Below are 24,827 nucleotides of genomic sequence, written 5' to 3'. Positions count from 1 at the left end.
TAAACCAATAAGCCATGACTAAAAAGAATCCTGTAGGGCGACCTAAAGGTGATAGCCAAGCTAGGAAGAAATTATTAGAGGCTGCCACTCAGCTGTTTGTAAAACACGACTACGACAAAGTATCGATACGCATGGTGGCAAACCAAGCCGAAGTAGACGCGGCACTTATTAGGTATTATTTCGGCTCTAAAGCGCAGCTTTTTGGTGAAATGCTAAAGAATGTATCTGACCCTGTATTTAGTACCCTTAAACATGGGAAACAACACACCGAAGTCAGTGACTTAGCTAAGGTTATGCGCGCATATTACACCACCATGGTGGACAACCCTTACTTTCCGAAGCTGATATACAAATTGTCCGGCTTACCTAAAGAACACGAAAGCGCTCAGCAACTAAACCTGATGATTGGTAGTTTGGGGCGCTTTAAAAGCAGGGAGTTATTCCAAAAATTGTTAAAAAATAAGTCGCTTTTAGATGGTGTAGACCCTGAGATGGCACAGATTAGTTTTTTGAGTTTAATGGTGTTTCCATTTTTGATGCCTGAGCGTTTATTGGAAGCCAATCAAATTGAATTGTCGAAACAAAAATTTTTAAAACTTGCAGATCATAACGTTCAGTTGCTTGAGCGTGGATTGTTTAAACCTAAGGAACATAGTAATGCAGCTCAATAAACCTTGGTTGATTTTTCCTGGCATTGCCATTGGGGTATTTTTTCTGGTCTTGGCCATTGCTACAAAGGAAGTTGCACCGGTAAATGCTCAGCACCAGTCTTCCCGATTAGTTGAGGTGGTGGGTTTAGAGCAGCAAGCTGCTGCTCCTATAGCGGTGGCTTACGGAAGAGTAGAGCCTAAAACCAGCTGGGAAGCTGTAGCGGAAGTAACCGGCAGTTTGGTTTATCGTCATCCCTTGTTAGAAGAGGGGCGGTTTCTTCCAAAAGGAACCTTGTTGCTTAAAATTGACCCGCTTGAATACAGCCTAAAACTGGTTCAGGCAGAGGCCAACTTAAACGCTAGTAAAACTCAATTGGCTCGACTAAACCAAGAAGAAACCAATCTTAAAGTGAGCTTAGATATCGAACGTCAGCGAGCTTTGTTGGTGGATGAAGAGTATAAACGTAAGCAAAAGCTTAAAGCGCAAAATCTTATTTCCAGCTCAGAGTTAGAAAACCAAAAACAAAACGTACTCATTCAAAACAACGTGGTTCAAGAGCTTGAGAATGCCTTACAGCTTATCCCCGATGATAGACGTGTTGCCGAAGCACAACTCGCGGTGGAAGAGGCCAAACTTGAAGATGCGCAACGGCAACTGAGTAAAACAGAAATCGTGCTGCCTTTCGATGCCAAAATTGCAGAAGTAAATATTGAAACTGAGCAGGTGGTTAACTTGCAATCGGTAATGGTAGTGGCGCAGAAGCTGGATGTAATGGTAGCCGATGTGCAGCTATCGCTAAACGATATGCGTCATTTGGTTAGCAGCGTTCAGCACTATCAAAATGCTTTGGGTTTACCTTCAATTGATGAGTTGGAGTTTGAAGCTTCGGTGAGTTTGGTGGCATCTGGTATCGAGTATCGTTGGCCCGCTACGGTCACTCGTGTTGCTGAGTCGGTGAGTGTAGAGCAAGCCACGGTTGGTATGTTTTTAGAAGTTGCGCAAAATATTGCAGAAATGGATTTAGCCCAGCAAATCCCGCTTACTAAAGGTATGTATGTGCAAGCAACCATTAAGGGCTATCCGCAACAGCACTATGTGGTGCCAGAACGCGCGTTGCATGGCAGCAATATTTACCTCATGGATGACCAAGAGAAACTTCGCATAATCCCTATTACTGTATTGTTTAGGACTGAACAAGGTGTGGCTATCAGTGGCGAGCTTAGCAGCGGACAGAAGCTAATTCTTAATGATCTTATCCCTGCCGTAGAGGGAATGAGTTTGCGATTAGAGGACGCGACGAATGCTTAATTTTTTTATTCGCCATCCCACTCTAGCAAACCTTGTTATGGTGAGTTTTATACTTCTCGGCTTTACTAGCCTTAGTACCTTAAAGCGCGAGACCTTTCCCGAGTTTACTAATCCCTTCATTATCGCAACGGTGGTGTACCCTGGTGCGTCACCTAGTGAAGTGGAAGAAAGTTTATGTATGCGAATGGAAGACGCAGTTGATGGTTTATCAAGTATTGAAGAAACCCGCTGTGAAGCTGTTGAAGGCCTTGGCTCGTTGGTTGTAAAGCTTGAAGGTAATGCCGACGTAGGACGAATGCTGGTTGATATACAAACCGAAATAAATGCAATTAAGGATTTCCCAGAGCAAATTGAACCGCCCGTAGTAAAAGAAATGGATTGGGCCGAGCCAGTCGTCGATATCGCAATAAGTGCGCCAGCATCTTGGCCTGATTTAAAAGCTTACGCAGAAGAGCTTAAACATATCCTAAAGGTTGATTACGGCGTGGCGATGGTAAGCGTGAGTGGATTTTCGGATCATCAGTTACGCGTTGAGCTAGACCACACTGCGCTGCGCAGGTTAAACCTTAGCGTGAATGATGTAGCGAGTACCATTAGCCAGCAAAACATAAATTTGCCAGCTGGCACCATTGAGCTTACCGATAAAAATTTGTTAATTCGATTTGACCAGCGTAAGCGAGACCCGGTTGCGCTGGCAAAAACGGTGATTGCTTCAGATAACAATGGCAGCGTGGTGTACCTTGGTGATATAGCCACTATCAGTGATAGATTTGAGTTGGACGAAGAAAAAATCCTCTTTAACAACCTTCCATCTGCGGTACTTAAAATAAGCAAAAACAAAGCAGATGATGCCTTGCGAATCAAGCAGTCTGTGCAGCAGTTTGTTGATGACCAGCGCTTTGTTACGCCGGAGGGAGTGAGCTTAACCCTTACCAACGATATGTCTTCTCTATTGAGCGATCGTTTAAACATGATGCTCAAAAATGGATGGCAAGGGATTATCTTGGTCTTTTTAAGCATGTGGTTGTTTTTCTCGCTGCGTTACTCTTTTTGGATTGCAGCAGGCTTACCGGTAGCCTTTATGGGCGGTTTGTTTTTAATGTCGGTGTTTGGATTGTCGATCAATATCATGACGCTAGTGGGCCTGCTTATGGCCATTGGTATCATGATGGATGACGCGATTGTTATTGCAGAATCCATTGCCGCGCACTTAGAGCGTGGATTAAGTGCTGACCAAGCGGTAGTAAAAGGCGTTAAAAAAGCCGCTCCCGGGGTTATCTCGTCGTTCTTCACCACCATTTTTGTACTGGGAAGTTTGATGTGGTTAGACGGTCAAATGGGGGCTGTGTTAAGCGTGGTTCCCATGGCCTTGTTATTGGTGCTATGCATAAGTTTGGTAGAAGCATTTTTAATTTTGCCTAATCACCTTCGTCATACTTTGCAGCACAAAGGAATTGAACGACCTACTAGCGGGTTTAAAGCTAAATTTTTAAATGCTTTTGAAAACTTCCGACTTAATAAGTTAGTTCCGGCCGTAGCCTTTGTTGTGAAATGGCGTTACGTCTCCCTTGGAGCAACGTTTGGTTTATTGCTGTTATCTTTTTCATTGGTGATTAGTGGTTTAGTTAAATTTACCGCCTTTCCCGAGTTGGATGGCGATATTGCAGAGGCAAGGATCATTCTTCCTCCTGGGTCGAGTTTGAGCCAAACGGAGACGCTAGTTACTGAAATCGTAAATGCAGCGCAACAAGTTGGAGAAAGGTTCACCCAAGATAACAACGAACCTCAGACGCTTATTCACGATATTACTGCGCAATACAACTTTAATGCCGATGCTGGCGAGTCGGGCCCGCATGTCGCTACTGTGCGCCTTGATCTGCTCTCGGCAGAAGTTCGCAATAGTTATATCGAAGATTTTATCGCGGCTTGGCGCGAGCAAGTAGGCGAGCAAGCTTTACCTTTAGCATTGGCGTTTACTCAACCAACGATGGGTCCGGCAGGGCGGGCGATTGAAGTTCGTTTGCAGCACTCTAATCTAGATACATTAAAATCCGCTTCTGTTGAGCTACAAGCCTACTTGGGTAAGTTTCAGGGTGTGAATAGCATTTTAGATGATATGCGACCTGGCAAAGAAGAAGTGGTTATATCTCTTCGAGGTGGTGCAGAGGCATTTATGGTTAATGGCCAAATGGTCGCGGAGCAGTTGCGCGCTTCTTACCAAGGAGTCATTGCTGACGAGTTTCAAATTGGCCCAGAAAACATGCAAATAGACGTAAGGCTTAACAAACAACAGTCCGGAAGCTTACAAGCCTTAGCAAATTTTCCAATTGTGTTAGCCGATGGACAGCAAGTACCGCTATCGTCGATTGCAAACATTGAATATCAGCGCGCTTATGTACGCATTCAACGAATTAACAGTTTACGCACCGTGACAGTAATGGCAGATGTTGATACCCGAGTTGCCAATACCAACGAGGTGATGCAATTGGTACAAAAAAGCTTTTTGCCTGAGCTTCGAAAACAGTTCCCAGGCTTAAGGGTAGATTTTGAAGGTGAAGCTAAAGAAAGCGCGAAAGTAGGGGCTTCTTTAAGCAAAAGCTTCGCCATTGGCATATTTGGTGTGTTCGCAATTTTGAGTTTTCAGTTCAGAAGTTACTTAGAACCGGTAGTTGTGCTTACGGTGATTCCAATGGCCCTAATTGGGGTATTGTGGGGGCATTTTTTATTGGGACACAACCTAAGCATGCCCTCAATACTAGGGTTTATCTCCCTAGCAGGTATTGTAACCAACGATTCAATATTGCTGGTGCAGTATATCCGTTATCATTTAGATGAGGGGGACGATGTTTATCAAGCAGTAGTGAATGCAAGTAAAGAGCGTTTTCGGGCAGTGTTTTTAACCTCTTTAACTACAGCTGCAGGTTTGTTGCCCTTATTGTTAGAAACCAGCTTACAAGCTCAAGTTGTGCAACCAATTGTGGTGTCTATAGTATTTGGCATTATTGCGTCCACTATGATGGTGTTATTTATTATTCCGGCAGCCTATGCGGTATTGGCCGATTGGAACTTGGTCCATAAACACAAATCGCTGCAACATGAATAAGGCCTAATACTGAGACTAGAACCTAACAAGGCTTTATTGGTGCTAAGTAAACTTTTAACTCAAAGACTGGATATATATCCAGTCTTTGAGTTAAGCTAAGCGCTGTTAGTTTAGGAGTTTATGCAGTGATCGCTACCATTAAAGGTATCTTAGAAGAAAAAGTCCCCCCCTTTGTTTTAATTGATGTGGCTGGAGTAGGCTACGAAATTCAACTACCTATGAATTGCTTTTACCAGCTACCTGAGCTGGGCGAGTCGGTACGCTTGTTGACTCACTTCATCGTACGAGAAGATGCGCAACTGCTTTATGGCTTTCATGATAAAGCTTCACGCTCTTTGTTTAGAGAGTTGATAAAAGTAAATGGCATTGGCCCTAAAGTAGCATTAGCTATTTTATCTGGTTTAAGTTGTGAACAGTTTGTGTTTGCGGTTAAACACGAAGACCTATCGAGTCTAGTGAAAGTGCCGGGCATTGGTAAAAAAACTGCTGAGCGTTTATTGGTAGAAATGAAAGACCGCTTGAAAAACTGGAATGTAGAACTTCCAGAAACGCCAATTAGTGATAGCCTAAGTAGCCATGGCGATTTACCTTTACAAGCAAGCGTAGATCCAAGAGATGAAGCCATCGCTGCACTAGAGTCTTTGGGTTATAAAGGTAATCAAGCCGATAAGTTGGTTAAACAAGTGTGGACCAGCGGCATGAGTAGTGAAGAGCTAATTAGAGAAGCCTTAAAAGCGGCACTGTAACAAAGGTAATTTAGATGATTGAAGCTGACCGTTTGGTAGCAGCCACACCAGTAACTGAAGAAGAGAGTGTAGATCGAGCGATTAGACCCAAAAAGCTTGAAGATTACACTGGTCAAGACGCGGTTGTAGAGCAGTTAGAAATTTTTATTGAGGCTGCTCGTCGTCGTGACGATGCTTTAGATCATTTGCTCATTTTCGGCCCACCTGGCCTTGGTAAAACCACCTTAGCTAATATTGTGGCTAACGAGTTGGAGGTGAATATTAAAACTACCTCTGGCCCAGTGTTAGAAAAAGCCGGTGACTTAGCGGCGCTGTTAACTAACTTAGAGCCTGGCGACGTATTATTCATCGACGAAATTCACCGCTTAAGTGCTGTAGTTGAAGAAGTGCTATATCCAGCAATGGAAGATTATCAGCTGGACATTATGATCGGCGAAGGCCCGGCAGCGCGTTCGATTAAGTTGGACTTACCGCCTTTTACCTTGATTGGTGCAACCACTCGAGCAGGAATGCTAACCTCTCCTCTGCGTGACAGGTTTGGCATCGTACAGCGTCTAGAGTTTTACAATACTAAAGACTTATCCGATATCGTTAAGCGAAGTGCTCATTATCTCAACTTAGACTTAGATGGCGAAGGGGCTTGGGAAGTAGCTAAACGTTCTCGAGGAACGCCTCGAATTGCAAATCGCTTATTACGCCGAGTTCGTGATTATGCCGATGTGAAATTTGATGGCAAAGTCACTCAACAAGTTGCTGCACAAGCACTCGATTTGCTTAGCGTAGATAGTGCAGGCTTCGATTATATGGATACCAAGCTACTTAAAGCCATTACCGAAACTTTTGCTGGTGGCCCGGTGGGTTTAGACAACCTGGCAGCTGCAATAGGTGAAGATAAAGAAACCATAGAAGATGTACTAGAACCTTTCTTGATTCAACAAGGTTTTTTGCAACGCACTCCTCGCGGGCGCATTGCCAGTGATAAAGCCTATTTACACCTCGGTTTAGACCTTCCTAAACGATAAAAATGCTGTCGTTTAATAACGACAGCATAGCCAAAAAATGAGCTTAAAGTGTTTAATTTTAAGCCGTTATTCCAATTTTCTTTGTCAATTATCTAAATTAAGTGTTTAGAGTCTTAACCTTGGGCACTAGCCTGTGTATAGTAATTTGTAATTATATATTTGGGATAGGTGTAATGTCGGTTTTAGCTGTTCGGGTTTATTACGAAGATACCGATGCTGGCGGGGTGGTTTATCATGCCAACCATATTAAGTACTTCGAACGAGGCCGCACAGAATGGTTGCGCGAGCTTGGCTATGATCAAGATGTATTGATGAAACAAGATTTGTGTTTTGTTGTGCGCTCGCTAAATATCGATTACAAACTTCCTGCTTTATTCAACCAAATGCTCTCGGTAGAAACCACCATCAATAAAATGAAAAGAGCCAGTTTGGTATTTGAACAAACCATTAGAAATGCTGATCAACAAGTCATCGCCCAGGGAATGGTTACTGTAGCTTGTGTCACATTGTCATCAATGAAGGCCACGGCCATTCCTGAAACGTTAAAAGAGGATTTACTCGGTGCACTCTGATATGTCATTTATCGGCTTGTTTTGGCAGGCGAGCCTATTAGTTAAGTTTGTAATGCTGTTGTTAGTGAGTATGTCTGTTTATTCATGGGCCATGATTATTAACCGTAATCGCGTTTTAAAGGCTGCTAAAACTGCTAGCGATGCTTTTGAACAAAAGTTCTGGTCTGGTGTAGACCTTAATAAGCTTTACCAAGAGAGTAACGCCCGAGCAGATCACCTGCAGGGGATGGAACAAATCTTTCACTCTGGTTTTCGCGAGTATGTGCGTCTACATAAAACCAGTGGTCGCAGTGCCGATGCAGTAATGGACGGTACTTATCGTAGTATGCGGGTATCGTTATCGCGTGAGGTTGAATCACTAGAAAATCAGTTACCCATGCTCGCAACCATTGGTTCGATTAGCCCATATATCGGCCTATTTGGTACGGTGTGGGGTATTATGAATGCCTTTATCGCGCTGGGTGAAGTTCAACAAGCAAGCTTGAACATGGTAGCCCCAGGTATTGCAGAAGCACTTATTGCGACAGCAATGGGCTTATTTGCAGCAATTCCCGCTGTTATTGCCTTTAACCGTTTTTCTACGGGCGTAGCTAAACTTGAACACGGCTACGCTAACTTCATGGAAGAGTTCTCTAGCATTTTACATCGCCAAACACACAGCGGTAGTAATTAAGAGGAGCTAGCGTGAATCATTATCAACGTCCTAAACGACGTTTAGTTGCCGAAATTAACGTTGTACCTTACATCGATGTGATGTTGGTATTGTTGATTATCTTTATGGTAACAGCGCCACTAATAACCCAAGGTGTGAAGGTCGATCTTCCACAGGCCAGTGCAGAAGCAATGCCTGAAGACAGTAAGCCGCCTTTAGTTGCTACGGTAACCGAAAGTGGTCAGTACTTCCTCGATACCGGTGAAGATGATGGCTCTGCAAATCAGTCTCTTTCTGGAGATGATCTACAAGCTGTTGTGATGGCTCATTTGCAATTAGACCCTAATTTACCCGTGGTGGTACGTGGTGATAAAAATGTTCGCTATGAGCAAGTAATTAACCTGATGGTGTTGTTGCAAAGTGCTGGCGTACCTTCTGTGGGTTTAATGACTCAGCCAGACGAAAGTTAAAATAGGAATAGCATTGAAGTCGCCTTTTAGCTTATCTATCGTTATTTCAATACTGTTGCATGCAGTGCTATTTGTTGCCTTGGTGTGGTCGGTAGATTTTGAGCGCGTAAAGTTAACACCCACCCCTAGTGCTCCAATTATCAACGCAACTGCTGTAGATATTAATCAGGTTAGCCAGCAAGTTGAGCGGATTAAGCAACAACAAAAAGATAAAGCAGACCAAGAAAAACAGCGAATAGAAAGAGTTGAAAAAGAAGCTGAGCAGGCGCGTAAAAAACGTTTAGCCGAAGAAAAGCGCATTAAGCAACTAGAACTTGAAAAACGCCAAAAAGAAGATGCGAAGCGCAAAGCCGATGAACAAGCTCGTCGGGCGCAAGAAAAACAAAAGCTAGAGCAGCAAAAAGCGGCTAAAGCCGAAGCTGAACGCAAAAAGAAAGAAGAGCAACGTAAAGTCGCTGAAGCTGCAGCAGTAGCAGCAGAAGCAGAGCGAGTGCGTAAGCTTGAAGAGCAACGTAAAGCAGAAGAAGCGGCCAAGAAAGCCGAAGAGGCTGCACGTAAAGCTGAAGAAACACGTAAACGCAAAGAAGAAGAAGCCCGTATCGCCAAAGAAAAAGCCGCTAAGGCTGAAGCGGAACGGAAGCGACAGGCTGAAATTGCTCGCCAAGAAGCTGAGTTTGAGCGCTTAATGCAAGCTGAAATGGCAGCCGAAGCTAATGCGCGTCACCAACGACAAGTGCTGGGTGAAGTAGATAAATATCGCGCGTTGATTATGTCGACTATTCAACGAAACTGGTTAATAGAACCAAGTATGCTTGGTAAACAGTGTCAAATACAATTAACCTTGGCTTCAAGCGGTTTTGTTACCAGTATTGGCGATGGGAAAGGGGATGCTGCTGTTTGTGAGTCTGCACGTAGAGCAATCAAAAAAGCAGTAACATTACCTGTTTCAAAAGATCCTGATGTATTTGAAAAAATGAAAAATATTACTTTAACTCTTAAACCGGAATAGCTGTGATGATGAAAAAATTCTTAGTGAGTGTGGGCTTTTTGTTTGCATTTATGAATGTTGCTCAAGCTAACCTAGAAATTGTAATCACGGAAGGCGTAGACAGTGCAAGGCCAGTTGGCGTTGTACCGTTTGTTTGGAAGGGACATGGAAACGTTCCGCTAGATTTAGCTAAAGTAGTGGCAGATGATTTGCGCCGTTCAGGGAAGTTTAACCCTGTTGCAATTAGCGAAATGCCGCAAACACCTCAAACAGCAGAGCAAGTAGATTATGAAGCTTGGGCTGCCTTAGGGGTTGAGGCTGTGTTGCTTGGCAATGTAGAAGCTTTAGAAGGCGGTAAATATAAAGTTAGCTATTCACTTGTTGATGTGTTGCGTGGACAAGTCACTGCCGGTAATAAACAAGAGCTTAAAGATGGTCAGTTAGTTACTAGCCAAGATCATATTCTTTTAGATCGTTTTAAAAGCGTTGCAAAAGCTCAGCTTCGACAAATGGCGCACTTAATCTCTGACGGTGTTTATCAAGCTTTAACTGGCGAGCGTGGCGCATTTTTAACCCGTATCGCTTATGTGGTGGTTAATAATGAAGCCAATTACCCTTATCAATTAAGAATTGCAGACTACGATGGGCATAATGAAAAAACCTTGCTGCGTTCACAAGAGCCATTAATGTCGCCATCTTGGTCGCCAGATGGTCGTCAGCTTGCATACGTAAGTTTTGAAAACCGCACCGCAGAGATTTACATACAAGATATTTATACGTCGCAGCGAACTAAGTTAACTTCATTTACTGGGATTAACGGCGCTCCTGAGTGGTCTCCAGACGGTAAACGTATCGCGTTAGTATTGTCTAAAGACGGCCAGCCTGATATTTACGTTATAGATGTAGAAACTAAAAAGTTACAACGCATTACCAAAAATCGCCGTATTGATACCGAGCCAACGTGGTTGCCAAATGGTAACAGTGAGCTGTTATTCTCTTCTGAGCGCGGTGGTAAACCACAAATTTACAAAGTGAATATCGATACCAATAAAGTTAACAGAGTAACCTGGGAAGGCGAAATGAACTTAGGTGGCTCTGTCACCCCCGATGGTTCGGCCTTGGTGATGGTTAGCAGAGTTAATGGGCAATACCGAATTGCTCGACAAGATTTTGATACTGGCTACGTGCAAGTATTGACTAGGACTCAACTGGACGAGTCTCCTACTATTGCACCCAATGGCAGTATGATTATGTACAGCACGGTAGCAGGTGGGCGCCAAGTTCTAGCATTGGTATCCATGGATGGAAGATTTAAAGCGACTTTACCAGCTAAAGAGGGCAGTGTAAGAGCCCCTGCTTGGTCACCCTTCTTAAACTAACAAAAACTATGTGATCATAAGGAATCCATAATGCAATTCGAAAGAGTAGTAAAAACCGTATTTTTAGGACTAGCGTTTGCAGGCTTAGCCGCTTGTAGTTCAAACAACACCAGCGATAGTGATGTGAGCGAGCAAGATAAAGCAGGCGGTGTTGTTATTGAAGATAGCACCACTGGCGAAGGCCAAACCAATGGCGGTGTTGAAGTGGGTGCAGTAGACCCAGTATTAAGTGCCGAAGAAGAAGAACGCCAGAAAGCCGCTGAACTTCGTCAAAGCCAAGTGGTTTACTTCGAATTCGACCGTTCAGACATTCGTGATGAGTTTGCAGAAATTTTAGAAGCGCATGCGAGTTACTTACGTGACAACCCATCAGTTACAGTGCTTATCGAAGGCCATACCGATGAAAAAGGCACGCCTGAGTACAACATCGCTTTAGGTGAGCGCCGTGGTAAAGCTGTATCAAAGTACCTTCAAAGTTTAGGTGTGTTGGCGTCGCAGATTTCTATTGTTAGCTACGGTGAAGAAAAGCCAGTAGATAACTCTCATACCGACGCAGCTATGGCTAAGAATCGTCGCGCTGTGTTAGTTTATTAATACGCTTGATTGTGTAGAGTAATTTATGAAACTTAATATGATTACGGCTACTTCTGTAGCCGTTTTATTTTCAGCCCAAATCCACGCCGCTGCGCCAGTAGAAGAAGCGGGTGCAAGCTCCGCTAACACCGTTGCAAACAACTCTGTGGCTCTGTCTTCGAGTAATCTTACTATGGAACAGCGCATAGAGCGTTTAGAACGTATGTTACAGGCGCGTAACCAGGTTCAATTAGATTTGCAAAACCAAGTTGAAGATATGTCGGATAGCATGTCGACAATGGTAGGGCAGTTAGAGCAAAGTAATTATCAGATAGAGCAGTTGATTGAACGTCAGCGTGAAATATACCAAGAGTTAGATCGTCGCTTTGCCCAACTGCAAGCTTCACCAATTACTGCTAAAGCCGCCACAGAGGCCGCTCCTGTTGCAGCGGGTGAAGACCAAACCTACGATGCGGCTGTTGCATTAGTGATGCAAGATAAAGACTACGATGCAGCTATTCCTGCATTTCAGAACTTCATCAAGGATTATCCAAAATCTAGTTACGCACCAAATGCGCATTATTGGCTAGGCCAGCTACAATATACTCGTGGACAGCGTGATCAAGCGTCTGAACAGTTTAATAAAGTTGTTAACGATTATCCTGATTCTAATAAGGTGGCTGAGTCATTGTTAAAATTAGGTATCATTGCCCAGTTTCAAAATAACAATGCTGAAGCAAAATCGTTGTTTACTCGGGTAGTTAAAGAGCATCCAAACACTGCAGCTGCGGGTTTGGCGCAAACGCGTTTAGCTAAGTTGTAGCCTAAGTTTTAGCAAATAAAGTTCAGTAAATTCAAAATTCTGTACAAACAAGAAGCTGGTTGCTTATTTGCTGAACGCTTAGAAAAAAAGATTCAAATTACTGTTGCACAACAGTCTTAAATCCGTATCATAGGCCGCCGTTGAGTCAGGCCAATTGCGCAAGCAAATTGAAGCGGATTTAACAGAAGTTCAGAGCGGGTTGTTAGCTCAGTTGGTAGAGCAGTTGACTTTTAATCAATTGGTCGAAGGTTCAAATCCTTCACAACCCACCACTTTGATACTTCGTTGTAATAGAATTTATGGGTTGTTAGCTCAGTTGGTAGAGCAGTTGACTTTTAATCAATTGGTCGAAGGTTCAAATCCTTCACAACCCACCACTTCTATTACCACTTTTAGTGGGTCGTTAGCTCAGTTGGTAGAGCAGTTGACTTTTAATCAATTGGTCGAAGGTTCAAATCCTTCACGACCCACCACTATTTTGAAACGTTATGGGTTGTTAGCTCAGTTGGTAGAGCAGTTGACTTTTAATCAATTGGTCGAAGGTTCAAATCCTTCACAACCCACCACTTCTTCGTTTCAAAATATGCATTAACAGTAACGGGTTGTTAGCTCAGTTGGTAGAGCAGTTGACTTTTAATCAATTGGTCGAAGGTTCAAATCCTTCACAACCCACCACTGCTGTTGTTGCTACTACTTTCTAAGGGTTGTTAGCTCAGTTGGTAGAGCAGTTGACTTTTAATCAATTGGTCGAAGGTTCAAATCCTTCACAACCCACCATTTCTTAAGGTTTATCTCCAAGAACTAGACTAATTCTTTAGTCCAATAGCTGCCATTAGCTAACATCGCCGTGTATAATACTCGGACTATTTTTATCTCAGATGTAGTTATGCAACAGCTCGAATATTTTAACGAATCAATTTACCCATTTCCTCCTAAGCCTGTTCCACTTAATGCCGAGCAGCGCGCAGCGCACAAAGAACGCATTAAGCAATTGCTTATAGAGCAGGACGCGGTGTTGGTTGCTCATTATTATACAGATCCTGAGATCCAAGCTTTGGCTGAAGAAACTGGCGGTTGCGTTGCCGATTCTTTAGAGATGGCTCGCTTTGGTAACAATCACCCAGCTAAAACATTGTTAGTGGCTGGCGTGCGCTTTATGGGCGAAACGGCCAAGATCCTAACACCAGAAAAAAAAGTCATTATGCCAACTCTAGAGGCGACTTGTTCACTGGATTTAGGCTGCCCAGAAAAAGAGTTTGCAGAGTTTTGTGATGCTCATCCAGATCATACTGTAGTGGTATACGCCAATACCTCTGCTGCTGTTAAGGCGCGTGCCGATTGGGTGGTTACCTCTAGCATTGCAGTAGACGTGGTTGAGCACCTAGACGCCGAGGGGCATAAAATTATTTGGGCTCCGGATAAACACTTAGGTGGTTATGTTGCCAAACAAACAGGCGCTGGTATGTTGTTGTGGCAGGGCGCTTGTATCGTGCATGATGAGTTCAAAGCAAAAGCCTTGAAGCAACTTAAACAGCAATACCCTGATGCAGCAGTGTTGGTTCACCCAGAGTCACCAGAAAGCGTTGTAGATATTGCAGATGCTGTTGGTTCAACCAGCCAGCTTATTGCCGCAGCCCAAACGTTGCCAAACCAGAAGCTTATTGTTGCTACCGATAAAGGTATCTTTTATAAGATGCAGCAAGCTTGTCCGGATAAAGAAATGATTGAAGCGCCAACAGGTGGTAACGGTGCCACTTGCCGCTCTTGTGCGCATTGCCCATGGATGGCTATGAACGGCTTGAAGGCAATAGAAGAGGCGCTAATTGACGCTAGTGGCAAAGAAGTATTTGTTGATGAAGCCTTAATCGATAAAGCTTTAGTACCGCTAAATCGAATGCTAGGTTTTGCCAAGACTAACCAAATAAAGGTTAAGGGTAACGCTTAACCGTTTCTCTCTAAAAAAAGCCTGCACAAGTTGCAGGCTTTTTTGTATCTAAACGTTGCGCGCAAAAAGCTGTATTAATGTTTTTATCATCAATAAAGATTTGCTATACTTTTTGGGTTTTGTGCCTAATAACTAGCAGAGAAGTAGATGAGAGTTGAAACAGATATAAAGCTGGGTTTTAAAGACGTTTTAATCAAACCCAAGCGCTCTACCTTGAAGAGCCGTTCTCAGGTTGTACTAGATCGGAAGTTTACCTTTAAACATACTGGTAGTCAATGGGAAGGTGTGCCTGTAATTGCTGCCAATATGGATACAGTTGGGACATTTGGTTTAGCAAAAGCATTGGCCGAGCACCGAATGATGACAGCAGTTCATAAACACTACACTATCGAACAGTGGTCGCAGTTTTTAGCCAGTATGTCAGCCGACAAAATTAAGTATCTGGTGGTGAGCTGTGGTACTTCAGACGCAGATTTTGAAAAAACCAAGCAGATTTTAGCGCTGAATAGTAACTTACAATTTATTTGTGTAGATGTTGCAAATGGTTACTCAGAGCACTTTGTTGGTTATGTGCGTAAAATGCGCGAAACTTTTTCTGATAAAGTTATCGTGGCTGGTAACGTAGTTACCGGTGAAATGGTTGAAGAACTTATTCTAAGTGGTGCGGACATTGTAAAAGTAGGCATCGGCCCTGGCAGTGTTTGTACAACGCGGGTTAAAACCGGAGTAGGTTACCCACAACTATCAGCTATTATCGAATGTGCAGACGCCGCACATGGCCTTGGTGGTCAAATTGTCGGTGATGGCGGTTGTACGCAGGCTGGTGATGTAGCTAAAGCATTTGGCGGTGGAGCTGACTTTGTTATGCTTGGCGGCATGTTAGCAGCGCACGAAGAAAATGGTGGCGAAGTTGTAGAAGAAAATGGCAATAAGTTCATGAAATTCTATGGAATGAGCTCACAAACAGCTATGGACAAACACACTGGTGGTGTAGCCGAATATCGTGCATCTGAAGGCAAAACGGTGCTGCTACCTTATAAAGGCAGTGTACAACTTACCGTTCAGGATATTCTTGGTGGTGTTCGTTCAGCATGTACTTACGTGGGCGCGTCTGAACTTAAAGAGCTGACTAAACGCACCACTTTCATCCGTGTGCAAGAGCAAGAGAACCAAGTGTTTGGCATTACTAAAGTGTAATTCTTAAACGGTTTGAAACTAAAAGCCCTAGGTGTAATGCCTAGGGCTTTTTTGTTAAGAAATAATCTGTTGTATGCAGTGAGATTGCTTAGGCGCTAAACAGACTGGGGATTGAGTGATAGCCGTTTCAACACAGATAAACTGGCGATAGTCGCTAACATCATCCATTTGGTTAGCTAATTGTTCACCTGGGTTCCAAACAACTACGCTGTCATTACCGCTATGATGAATGTTTAATGAACGTTTACCATTAGTGATTAAATTGCTATCTGCTGACTGCAGATAAATACGATCAGTCTCTTCACTAAGTTTAAAACCAGCTGATTCAATCGCAACTTTTTGGGTTAAGGCATCAAAATATTGAGTTCCAAGTGATCCAATGTGTAGTTTTTTTACATCTGTAATGAAATAACTGTGCAAGGCCCCGGTGAACTCAAACTTATTTTCACTGTTGTTCTTGGTGACTAAGTCTAAACAAAGATTATCTGTAAAGGTAAACAAGCAAGTTAATTCAATGCCTGGAGTAGCGCTATGATTTAGGCTCAAACGAATTGAGCAGCTATCCTCGCTGGTATTGGTTTCATCTAAAGACCAAAGGCTTGTTCTAGCAAATCCGTGTTTCGGTAAGCTGTCATCACCTAGGTTGCCAAAGCGTGGCCAACAGATGGGGACTCCGCCTCTAATGGCTTTCCCTTGGGTAAACAGACTGTCATCGCTTAACCAAAGGGTTTCTTCTCCTGGGTTAGGGCGGTAAGAGACAAGGTGAGCGCCTTGCTGGGCGATGAGTGCTTTCGCTTTGGGGTGATCAATCCAATAAAATACCATGCCTTCGGCATTGCTTACTTCAAACACCGCGTTATCTATTTGCTTAACAACTTTTAGCTTAAGCTTTTCTAAGATCATGATTTTTACCTATAAAAAAAGCGACCCAAAGGTCGCTTTATTATTCTAGCTAAAAGCTACATATCTTATTTAGAGATGTGAGCGATTAGGTCTAGAACTTTGTTTGAGTAACCGATTTCGTTGTCGTACCAAGATACAACTTTAACGAATTTGTCAGTTAGAGCTACACCAGCTTTTGCATCGAATACAGAAGTTTGAGTTTCGCCGATGAAGTCTTGAGAAACAACTTGGTCTTCAGTGTAACCAAGTACGCCAGCCATTTCGCCTGCAGAAGCAGCTTTCATAGCAGCACAGATTTCTTCGTAGCTAGCAGCTTCTTTTAGGTTAACTGTTAGGTCAACTACAGAAACGTTAGCAGTAGGTACGCGGAAAGCCATACCAGTTAGTTTGCCGTTTAGCTCAGGAAGTACAACACCTACAGCTTTAGCAGCACCAGTTGAAGAAGGGATGATGTTTTGAGAAGCACCACGACCACCGCGCCAGTCTTTAGCAGAAGGACCGTCAACAGTTTTCTGAGTAGCAGTAGTAGCGTGAACAGTAGTCATAAGACCAGATTCAATGCCCCACTTGTCGTTTAGTACTTTAGCGATAGGCGCTAAACAGTTAGTAGTACAAGAAGCGTTAGAAACGATGTCTTGACCAGCGTAAGACTCTTGGTTTACGCCCATTACGAACATAGGAGTAGCGTCTTTAGAAGGACCAGTTAAAACTACTTTTTTCGCGCCAGCAGTGATGTGCTTACGAGCAGTCTCGTCAGTTAGGAAGATACCAGTTGCTTCAGCAACTACATCAACACTAATTGCGTCCCACTTAAGGTCTTCTGGGTTACGCTCAGCAGTAACGCGTACAACGTTACCGTTTACTACCAAGTTACCGTCAACTACTTCTACGCTACCGTTGAAGCGACCGTGAGTTGAGTCATACTTAAGCATGTAAGCCATGTATTCAACGTCGATTAAGTCGTTGATGCCTACTACTTCAATGTCGCTGCGCTCAACAGAAGCACGGAATACGAAACGTCCAATACGGCCAAAACCGTTAATACCAACTTTAATTGTCATAGTGATACCTAATGTTCCAAGTGTTAACAGATGTAGAAATTGGTTGTAAACTTACAACATTTTTAAAATTGGTCAAGTTCAATCGCCAATTAATTTGCGCGATATCAATTAATGGTTTAAAAATGAGCAAGCTAACATTTGCAGGAAGAAGTATTAGCTTAGAAGTAAAAAAAAACAATCAATATCACTCAATCTCAGATAAAATTAATTTAGCGAAATTTGTGCTAGATCGATAAATCGAGCGTTAGGATGAGTACAATACACGCGCTAAAAAAACAATAATTAGTTAGATAAAAGCAATAACTCGGGAAATGTTATGTCAGATCAAATCATTGAACAGTTGGTAAAGCTTCGCGGCATTGAAACCAGCTACGTAGATGCTTGGGGAAATCCGGCGCAAGTCGTACCTGAAAGCAAATCGAAACTGCTAAGAGCGTTAGGTTACCCTGTAGACGATGCAGAGCAACTAGCACAGCGCTATGAAGAAGATGTACTAAATTACTGGCAAAAAGTTATGCCAGTAGTAAAGGTAGTACGTGTAGCTTCTGAATATCCATTAGAGATCCGTGTTCCTATCGAGTTAGCTAATAAAGCATTCACTTGGAAGTTGAAAACAGAGCAGGGTGAAGAATTCAAAGGGCAGATTACGCCTGTAGATGGTGAGTTAATCGAAGCTCACGCTATTAATGATATTGAGTACCAAGCTTACATCGTTAACTTAAACCTAGAGTTACCTATTGGTTACCACACTTTAAGCATTTCAGTTAAAGGCGGCCGTAAAGTTTTAGCTGAAACGCGTTACATCGTTGCACCTAAAGCTGCTTACATTCAGCCACAAATTGCTAACGGCAAAAAAGTATGGGGCCCAAGTGTACAGCTTTACTGCCTACGTACAGAGACTAACTGGGGTATCGGCGACTTCTCAGACTTACAGGTTTTAGTTAAAAATATTGCCGAGCGCGGTGGCGATTTTGTTGGTCTAAATCCGATTCACTCGCTATACCCAGCTAACCCAGAAGCAGCTAGCCCATATAGTCCTTCTTCACGTCGTTGGTTAAACATTGTTTATATCGACGTTGAAGCTATTAACGAATTTGCTGAGTCAGATGCTGCAGCCTTGGTTGCTAGCGCTGCTTTCCAAAACCGTTTGGAGCAATTACGCAGCAGCGAGTGGGTAGACTACACCGGCGTAACTGAAGCAAAACTTGAAGCTCTTAAACTGGTATTCAAGCAGTTCCAAACTATTCAGAAAGGTCGCACTAAGCGCGCGAACGCTTTCCGTACATTTATTAAAGAAGGCGGCGAAAGCTTACAAGCTCAAGCTACTTACGATGCACTACAAGCTCACTTGTACGATAGCATTGGTAACGCCTGGGGCTGGCCAGCATGGCCTGACGAGTACAAAGAGTACCACCTACCAGCGGTTGCTGAATGGGTAAAAGCCAACCAAGAAGCTGTAGATTTCTACTTATGGTTGCAGTGGATTGCCGACGAGCAATTAGCAGCAGTAGATGCAGTGGCTAAAGAATCGGGTATGGCTATGGGCCTTTACCGTGATTTAGCTGTAGGTGTAAGTGAAGGTAGTGTTGAAATTTGGGCAAACGGCGATTTGTATTCTCTAGATGCAAGTGTTGGCGCTCCACCAGATATTCTTGGCCCACTTGGTCAAAAATGGGGCTTGCCTCCAATGGACCCTGCAGTTCTAGAAGAACAGCAATACCAGCCAATGGTTGACTTGTTCCGTTCTAACATGCGCTCATGTGGTTCTTTACGTATCGATCACGCAATGGCTCTATTGCGCTTATGGCTAGTTCCTGTTGAAGATTCAGCAGATAAAGGTGCTTACCTTTACTACCCAATTCAAGATTTGCTAGGAATTTTGGCACTTGAAAGTCATCGTAACCAGTGTTTAATCATTGGTGAAGACTTAGGTACTGTTCCAGACGGCATCTTTGAAGTTCTTCAAGAAAACGGTGTTCACTCTTACCGTATTTTCTTCTTCGAGCAAGCTGAAGATGGTGGCTTTATCTCTCCTGCGCATTACCCTGAGCAGGCAATGTCTGCGGTAACCACTCACGATATGCCAACCTTACGCGGTTTCTGGCATTGTGATGATTTAGCGTTAGGTCGTGAGCTAGGCATTTACCCAGACGAAGAAGTGCTACAAAGCCTTTACCAAGATCGCCATGAGAATAAACAAAAGCTGTTAGATACCTTGCACGGTCACCAAAGTATTCCAGATTACATCTCTCGTGATGTTAACTGGGTAGGCATGGATAAAGGCCTTAACTACGGTATTCAAGTGCACATGGCAAAAGGTAGTTGTAACTTGTTATCTGTTCAGTTAGAAGACTGGATGGAAATGGACAAGCCAGTTAACGTACCTGGTACTTCAAGCGAATATCCAAACTGGCGTCGTAAGTTAACTTGGAACCTAAGTGACTTGTTTAACAACCACGATGTACAGCACTTAATGTATTCATTAACAGACGCTCGTAACAAAGCTAGCAAGTAAATTTGATGCATTTATAAACAAGCGCTCTTCGGAGCGCTTTTTTTTGCCTATGAAAATGTTTTCTATCTCACTTTACTACTGATTAATTGAGAAAAGCTCGAAGAGTTGCGCTAACCTAAGCATTAATGACCAAATCCCCTTATTCTCAGGACGTTAAGGTAAGTACATAATGAAACAATCTTTGTCTTCTCAGGTTTCTAAATTAGTTCAACAATTGTCCAGCGTGCGTTTAAGTGAGCCATTTAATGCTCTGGGTTTAAACGCAAAAGCCAAAGGTAAAGGCTTGGTGTTAAGGGCTTGGCAACCTGATGCAAAAGCGATAACTGTGATGTCGCTAAATGGCGAAGTTTTGGGAACTATGGGCCAGTTATCTCCTCAAGGCCTTTTCGAATTAGAGTTTGATGCTGAAGAGCACTTTGCTTACCAGTTAGAAGTTGAATATGCCGACAGCAAATTAACAGTAGTAGACCCATATCAATTTACCGACCTAGCTTATGATGGCTTAGCCACAATGACTCACGCGCCGCAAAACCTTTACCAGGTGTTAGGCGCACAAGTTAAAACCATTGAAGTGGACGGCGTTCAAGTAAAGGGTGTTCGTTTTGGTGTGTATGCGCCTAGTGCATCAAGTGTGAGTTTAATCGGTGATTTTAACCATTGGGATGGTCGCCGCCTGCCTATGCAGCGTTCACTAGATGGCCATTGGGTGCTGTTTGTTCCAGGATTAGATTCTGGCACCAAGTACAAGTACGAATTAAAAGATCGTCATGGTCACTCGCTGCCACATAAAACTGATCCTGTAGGTTTTAGCTCTGAGCAATATCCGTCATTTGCCTCTGTAGTTTGGGACCATGACCAATACCAGTGGAACGATGAAGAGTGGATACGCTCTCAAAATAACGACAAACGTCACCAACCAATGAGCATATATGAAGTGCATCTAGGTTCTTGGCGTCGCAAGGTTGAAGCTACCGGCAATAACTATTTGAGCTATCGTGAACTAGCTGTTGAGTTGGTCCAGTATGTCAAAGAGATGGGTTACACTCACATTGAAGTATTGCCTATTTCCGAGTTCCCATTCGATGGTTCTTGGGGTTACCAGCCTATCGGTTTGTTCGCTCCAACGAGCAGATTTGGCAACCCGGATGACTTTAAATTCTTAGTCGACCAATGCCACCAAAATGGTATTGGCGTTATTGTTGATTGGGTTCCTGCACACTTCCCAAGTGATTCTCACGGCTTAGCCCAATTTGATGGCACGCATTTATACGAATATGAAGACCCACGCCGTGGTTGGCACAACGATTGGAATTCATACATCTATGACTTTGGCCGCGATACCGTACGCCAATTCTTGGTTGCCAGTGCTCTAATCTGGTTAGATAAATTCCATGTAGATGGTTTACGAGTAGATGCAGTAGCATCGATGCTTTACTGGGATTACTCACGAGAAGAAGGTGAGTGGGTACCAAACGTAGATGGCGGAAATCATAACTACGAAGCTATTAGCTTACTTAAATGGTTCAACGAAGAAGTTTATCGCCAGTACCCACATGCTATGACCATCGCAGAAGAATCAACGGCATTTGCGGGTGTTTCTCGCCCTACATTTACCGGCGGCTTAGGCTTTGGATTTAAATGGAATATGGGTTGGATGCATGACTCTTTGACTTATATGCAAAAAGATCCTGCATTCAGAAAGTATCACCACAACGAAATTACCTTCGCCATGGTTTATAACTATGACGAGAACTTTGTATTGCCTATTTCACATGATGAAGTCGTTCACGGTAAGGGCTCATTGCTAGGGAAAATGCCGGGTGATGAATGGCAACAAGCCGCTAACCTGCGTGCTTACACTGCATTTATGTATGCGCATCCGGGTAAAAAACTAAACTTTATGGGTAACGAGATTGCACAAGCTAGCGAGTGGAATCACGATTCAAGCCTTGAGTGGAATGTACTGGAATATCCTAAACACAAAGGGCAGCAAGAGTTAGTTAAACAGCTAAACAAAGTGTATCGCGAGCACCCAGCGATGTTTGAAGGTGATTATGACACTCAAGGTTTTGAGTGGATTGATCACGACGATTGGGAAAAAAGTGTGTTGGTATTCCAGCGTAATGCCTTAAATAGTCAACAAAAAGTAATTGTTGTGAGTAACTTTACCCCAGTTCCTCGTGATAACTACCGTTTGGCTGTGCCAGAGCAAGGTCGTTACCGCATCATTTTGAACTCAGATTCAGAAATGTACTGGGGCGGCAACTACGATGCAGGAATTGAATTCCAATCTGAATCCGTTGCTAGCCACGGTCGCGAAAATTCTGTGATTTTAAACTTGCCACCGCTATCAACATTGTATTTAATCAAAGTAGATTAAATACATTGTTTATACCCCCTCGCTGGAGCGAGGGGGTAATAAGGTTTGCATGTCTACAAGAAGTCAATTAAAGCCTTTACCTTTTAGCCTGAGTCATTTTCAGGTTTCCCCTGGAAGGGACTATCCTCTCGGCGCTACTCTCGACGAAAATGGTTGTAATTTTGCCATTCATGCCGGCGATGCGAAGCATATCGAGCTGTGCTTATTCGACGAACATGAAAATGAAGTTGCGCGCCTAGTCTTACCTGGTAAGCAAGGCGGTATCCGTTTTGGTTATGTGAAGGGTATCAAGGCCAATCAATATTACGGCTATCGTGTTTTTGGTGCTTATCAACCCGAGCACGGCAATTGGTTCGATCCTAGAAAACTCATTTTAGACCCTTACGCAAAAGCCATTTCTCGTCCACTAATATGGGATAGCAAAGCTTACCAAGAAGATAATGCAGACTTAATACCTAAGTGTATTGTTTGTGATGATCACTTTGATTGGCAAGGTGTGACTAAACCTAATGTAGATCGCCAAGATATGGTGTTATACGAAACTCATGTTAGAGGGTTTAGTAAGTTAAATACCCAAGTCACAGAGCAACACCGTGGTAGCTATTTAGGTGTATCTGATAGCGCTAGTATTAAGCACCTAAAAGATTTAGGTATTACCTCTGTTCAGTTGTTACCTACAGCTGCGTTTATGTCTGAACCCAGATTAAAAGGCTTAGGTTTAAGTAACTATTGGGGGTATAACCCAATATTATTTATGGCGCCAGAGCCGCGTTATGCTAAATCAAATGCCTTGATTGAGTTCAAAACCATGGTGCGTGAGCTGCATAGAAATGGGATTGAGGTGATTTTGGATGTGGTGTTTAACCACACTGCAGAGTCTGGTGATGATGGCCCAACCTTGTGTTACAGAGGTTTAGATAACAAACATTACTACCTATTTGAACAGATTGGAGATAGCCCAGACTATAGCCGTTACGCCAACAATACCGGTTGTGGTAACAGCGTTAGTTTAGATCACCCGGTTAGTTTGAGACTAGTGCTTGATAGCTTGCGCTATTGGGTTGATGAGATGCAGGTAGACGGCTTTCGTTTCGATTTAGCAGTTAGCCTTGGCCGCGAGAATAACCATTACACCAGTCAAGCTGCATTTTTTAAAGCGGTGGCTCAAGATCCTATATTGTCTCAGGCGAAGATGATCGCAGAACCTTGGGACATCGGCCCTAATGGTTATCAATTAGGTCACTTCCCTGAACGCTGGATGGAGTGTAATGATCGATTTAGGGATACCAGCCGTGGCTTCTGGAAAGGTGAGCATGGCTTATTGGGCGAAATGGCGACTCGTATTATGGGGTCGCGTGATCTGTTTTTAGCCAGCCGCAGAAGTATTCATACTAGCGTTAACTATATTTGTTACCACGATGGTTTCACTTTAGAAGACTTAGTTAGCTATGAGCAGCGTCATAACCATGCAAATGGTGAAGAGAACCGCGATGGTCACGGCCATAATATTTCAGCCAACTATGGTGAAGAAGGGCGAACTAAAGACAAAAAGGTTTTAGCTTTACGTCGTAAACAAAAGCGCAATTTACTCGCAACGCTAATGTTATCTCAAGGTGTACCGCATTTTCTTGGTGGTGATGAACTTAGTCGAACTCAGCAAGGCAATAACAACGCCTACTGTCAAAACAATGAAATAAGCTGGTTTGATTGGAATTTGGACCGTGATCAACAACAGTTCCTAAACTTTTGTCAGCAACTTATGGCATTGCGCAAACGTTCTCGTGTTTTTCATTATTTGCAGCTGGAAAATGATAGCTACGAGAAATGTCATTCACAATTACATGGAGTGCGTTGGTATCGTCACGATGGTGAAAATATGCACCAAGAAGACTGGCATCAATCGCACGGTTGGGCTGTGGCAGTTGAAGTAAGAAACCTTCGAGAATCCAAAGAGCGTTGGTTATGGATTATAAATGCCAGTTCTCATGAAATTGACTTTGTGATCCCAACAGCCGAGGGTAAATCAATTTGGTGTCAGCAAATGGATACCGCAAATGAGCAAGCCATATTCGAAAAGAAACTTCGGGGCGTAAGTAGTGTCAAACTTAAAGCAAAATCAATGTTATTGTTGGAACAAGTAAAATCGTGAGTAAGATTGTAAAAGACGAGCAAGAATGGCATGCCTTGTTAGGTGAAATGGCTTACCAAGTAACTCGAAAGGGAGCCACAGAGCGTCCATTTTCTGGGACTTTGCTACACAATAAACAGCAAGGTGTCTATCATTGTATTTGCTGCAATCAGGCGCTATTTAACTCTGAATCAAAGTTTGATTCAGGTTGTGGCTGGCCGAGTTTTGATAAGATTGCAGAGAGTAGAGTCGTTACTTTTGTAAGAGACCAAAGTCATAATATGGAGCGGATCGAAGTGCGCTGTAGCCAGTGTGATGCGCATTTGGGCCATGTATTTAACGATGGCCCTACCGAGACAGGAGAGCGCTACTGTATTAATTCAGTCGCTCTAGATTTTACTGCTGAGTAAA

The 24,827-nt window shown here is 43.2% G+C and carries 20 protein-coding genes and 6 tRNA genes; 24 read left to right on the top strand and 2 right to left on the bottom strand.

Translation table 11 applies throughout. The features are described from left to right. Positions 1-14 precede the first annotated feature (14 nt). The 20 genes from OAG1_RS11425 (at position 15) to OAG1_RS11330 (ending at position 15,429) form a co-directional block, all read left to right on the top strand. Positions 15-671, top strand: a complete 657-nt coding sequence (locus OAG1_RS11425) for a TetR/AcrR family transcriptional regulator (protein WP_338621368.1) — start codon at positions 15-17, stop codon at positions 669-671. Beyond that, the gene (locus tag OAG1_RS11420) at positions 658-1,959 is read left to right on the top strand and encodes an HlyD family secretion protein (protein WP_338621367.1); all 1,302 of its coding nucleotides are present in this window, start codon (positions 658-660) and stop codon (positions 1,957-1,959) included. Before OAG1_RS11425 ends, OAG1_RS11420 begins: the two co-directional genes overlap by 14 nt. Beyond that, on the top strand, positions 1,952-5,062 hold the full coding sequence (locus tag OAG1_RS11415; protein ID WP_338621366.1) for an efflux RND transporter permease subunit: 3,111 nt from the start codon (positions 1,952-1,954) through the stop codon (positions 5,060-5,062). The genes OAG1_RS11420 and OAG1_RS11415 overlap by 8 nt, the downstream gene beginning before the upstream one ends. Before the next feature lie 125 nt (positions 5,063-5,187). Then, entirely contained in the window at positions 5,188-5,808 is a 621-nt protein-coding gene (ruvA, locus tag OAG1_RS11410; protein WP_249483117.1) for a Holliday junction branch migration protein RuvA, read from the top strand. A 14-nt stretch (positions 5,809-5,822) separates the two neighbouring features. Then, complete coding sequence (ruvB, locus tag OAG1_RS11405; protein WP_016403014.1) at positions 5,823-6,830, top strand: Holliday junction branch migration DNA helicase RuvB; 1,008 nt, start codon at positions 5,823-5,825, stop codon at positions 6,828-6,830. A gap of 173 nt (positions 6,831-7,003) precedes the next feature. Then, a complete protein-coding gene (gene ybgC, locus OAG1_RS11400) occupies positions 7,004-7,402 on the top strand; it encodes a tol-pal system-associated acyl-CoA thioesterase (protein ID WP_220718022.1) in 399 nt (132 codons plus the stop codon). Continuing rightward, positions 7,392-8,075: a protein TolQ gene (tolQ, locus tag OAG1_RS11395; protein WP_016403012.1), complete on the top strand. Its 684-nt coding sequence runs from the start codon at positions 7,392-7,394 to the stop codon at positions 8,073-8,075. The genes ybgC and tolQ overlap by 11 nt, the downstream gene beginning before the upstream one ends. A gap of 11 nt (positions 8,076-8,086) precedes the next feature. Next, positions 8,087-8,524 carry a protein TolR gene (gene tolR / locus OAG1_RS11390; protein WP_338621365.1) on the top strand — a complete coding sequence of 146 codons (438 nt, stop codon included), beginning with the start codon at positions 8,087-8,089 and terminating at the stop codon, positions 8,522-8,524. Between the two features lie 13 nt (positions 8,525-8,537). Next, the gene (gene tolA / locus OAG1_RS11385) at positions 8,538-9,533 is read left to right on the top strand and encodes a cell envelope integrity protein TolA (RefSeq protein ID WP_338621364.1); all 996 of its coding nucleotides are present in this window, start codon (positions 8,538-8,540) and stop codon (positions 9,531-9,533) included. A gap of 50 nt (positions 9,534-9,583) precedes the next feature. Next, the gene (tolB, locus tag OAG1_RS11380; protein ID WP_227981402.1) at positions 9,584-10,891 is read left to right on the top strand and encodes a Tol-Pal system beta propeller repeat protein TolB; all 1,308 of its coding nucleotides are present in this window, start codon (positions 9,584-9,586) and stop codon (positions 10,889-10,891) included. A 30-nt stretch (positions 10,892-10,921) separates the two neighbouring features. Continuing rightward, complete coding sequence (pal, locus tag OAG1_RS11375) at positions 10,922-11,485, top strand: peptidoglycan-associated lipoprotein Pal (protein WP_016403008.1); 564 nt, start codon at positions 10,922-10,924, stop codon at positions 11,483-11,485. A 25-nt stretch (positions 11,486-11,510) separates the two neighbouring features. Further along, a complete protein-coding gene (gene ybgF, locus OAG1_RS11370; RefSeq protein WP_338621363.1) occupies positions 11,511-12,287 on the top strand; it encodes a tol-pal system protein YbgF in 777 nt (258 codons plus the stop codon). 196 nt (positions 12,288-12,483) lie between these two features. After that, positions 12,484-12,559: transfer RNA gene (locus OAG1_RS11365), tRNA-Lys, on the top strand. Positions 12,560-12,588: 29 nt separating this feature from the next. Continuing rightward, positions 12,589-12,664: transfer RNA gene (locus OAG1_RS11360), tRNA-Lys, on the top strand. Between the two features lie 20 nt (positions 12,665-12,684). Next, positions 12,685-12,760, top strand: a tRNA-Lys gene (locus OAG1_RS11355). Positions 12,761-12,777: 17 nt separating this feature from the next. After that, positions 12,778-12,853, top strand: a tRNA-Lys gene (locus tag OAG1_RS11350). 33 nt (positions 12,854-12,886) lie between these two features. Next, positions 12,887-12,962, top strand: a tRNA-Lys gene (locus OAG1_RS11345). A gap of 26 nt (positions 12,963-12,988) precedes the next feature. Beyond that, positions 12,989-13,064 (top strand) — tRNA-Lys (locus OAG1_RS11340). A 109-nt stretch (positions 13,065-13,173) separates the two neighbouring features. Continuing rightward, entirely contained in the window at positions 13,174-14,232 is a 1,059-nt protein-coding gene (gene nadA / locus OAG1_RS11335; protein ID WP_338621362.1) for a quinolinate synthase NadA, read from the top strand. Between the two features lie 147 nt (positions 14,233-14,379). Continuing rightward, entirely contained in the window at positions 14,380-15,429 is a 1,050-nt protein-coding gene (locus OAG1_RS11330) for a GMP reductase (protein WP_338621361.1), read from the top strand. A 54-nt stretch (positions 15,430-15,483) separates the two neighbouring features. Here OAG1_RS11330 and OAG1_RS11325 read toward each other — a convergent pair whose 3' ends face one another. Next, the gene (locus OAG1_RS11325) at positions 15,484-16,332 is read right to left on the bottom strand and encodes a D-hexose-6-phosphate mutarotase (protein ID WP_338621360.1); all 849 of its coding nucleotides are present in this window, start codon (positions 16,330-16,332) and stop codon (positions 15,484-15,486) included. A 65-nt stretch (positions 16,333-16,397) separates the two neighbouring features. Next, positions 16,398-17,393, bottom strand: coding sequence for a type I glyceraldehyde-3-phosphate dehydrogenase (gene gap, locus OAG1_RS11320; protein ID WP_016403289.1), 996 nt, complete (start codon positions 17,391-17,393; stop codon positions 16,398-16,400). A 316-nt stretch (positions 17,394-17,709) separates the two neighbouring features. Between gap and malQ the strand changes: the two genes are divergently transcribed. The 4 genes from malQ (at position 17,710) to msrB (ending at position 24,826) form a co-directional block, all read left to right on the top strand. Beyond that, complete coding sequence (gene malQ, locus OAG1_RS11315) at positions 17,710-19,908, top strand: 4-alpha-glucanotransferase (protein ID WP_338621359.1); 2,199 nt, start codon at positions 17,710-17,712, stop codon at positions 19,906-19,908. Positions 19,909-20,077: 169 nt separating this feature from the next. Beyond that, on the top strand, positions 20,078-22,288 hold the full coding sequence (glgB, locus tag OAG1_RS11310) for a 1,4-alpha-glucan branching protein GlgB (protein ID WP_338621358.1): 2,211 nt from the start codon (positions 20,078-20,080) through the stop codon (positions 22,286-22,288). Between the two features lie 49 nt (positions 22,289-22,337). Next, positions 22,338-24,437, top strand: coding sequence for a glycogen debranching protein GlgX (gene glgX, locus OAG1_RS11305; RefSeq protein WP_338621357.1), 2,100 nt, complete (start codon positions 22,338-22,340; stop codon positions 24,435-24,437). Beyond that, on the top strand, positions 24,434-24,826 hold the full coding sequence (msrB, locus tag OAG1_RS11300; protein WP_016403285.1) for a peptide-methionine (R)-S-oxide reductase MsrB: 393 nt from the start codon (positions 24,434-24,436) through the stop codon (positions 24,824-24,826). The genes glgX and msrB overlap by 4 nt, the downstream gene beginning before the upstream one ends. The last annotated feature ends 1 nt before the right edge of the window (position 24,827 follow it).

Source organism: Agarivorans sp. OAG1 (assembly GCF_037076485.1).
Lineage (GTDB): Bacteria > Pseudomonadota > Gammaproteobacteria > Enterobacterales > Celerinatantimonadaceae > Agarivorans > Agarivorans albus.
Note: the sequence above shows the minus strand (reverse complement) of the source record. Positions and strands in the feature narration are given on the sequence as shown.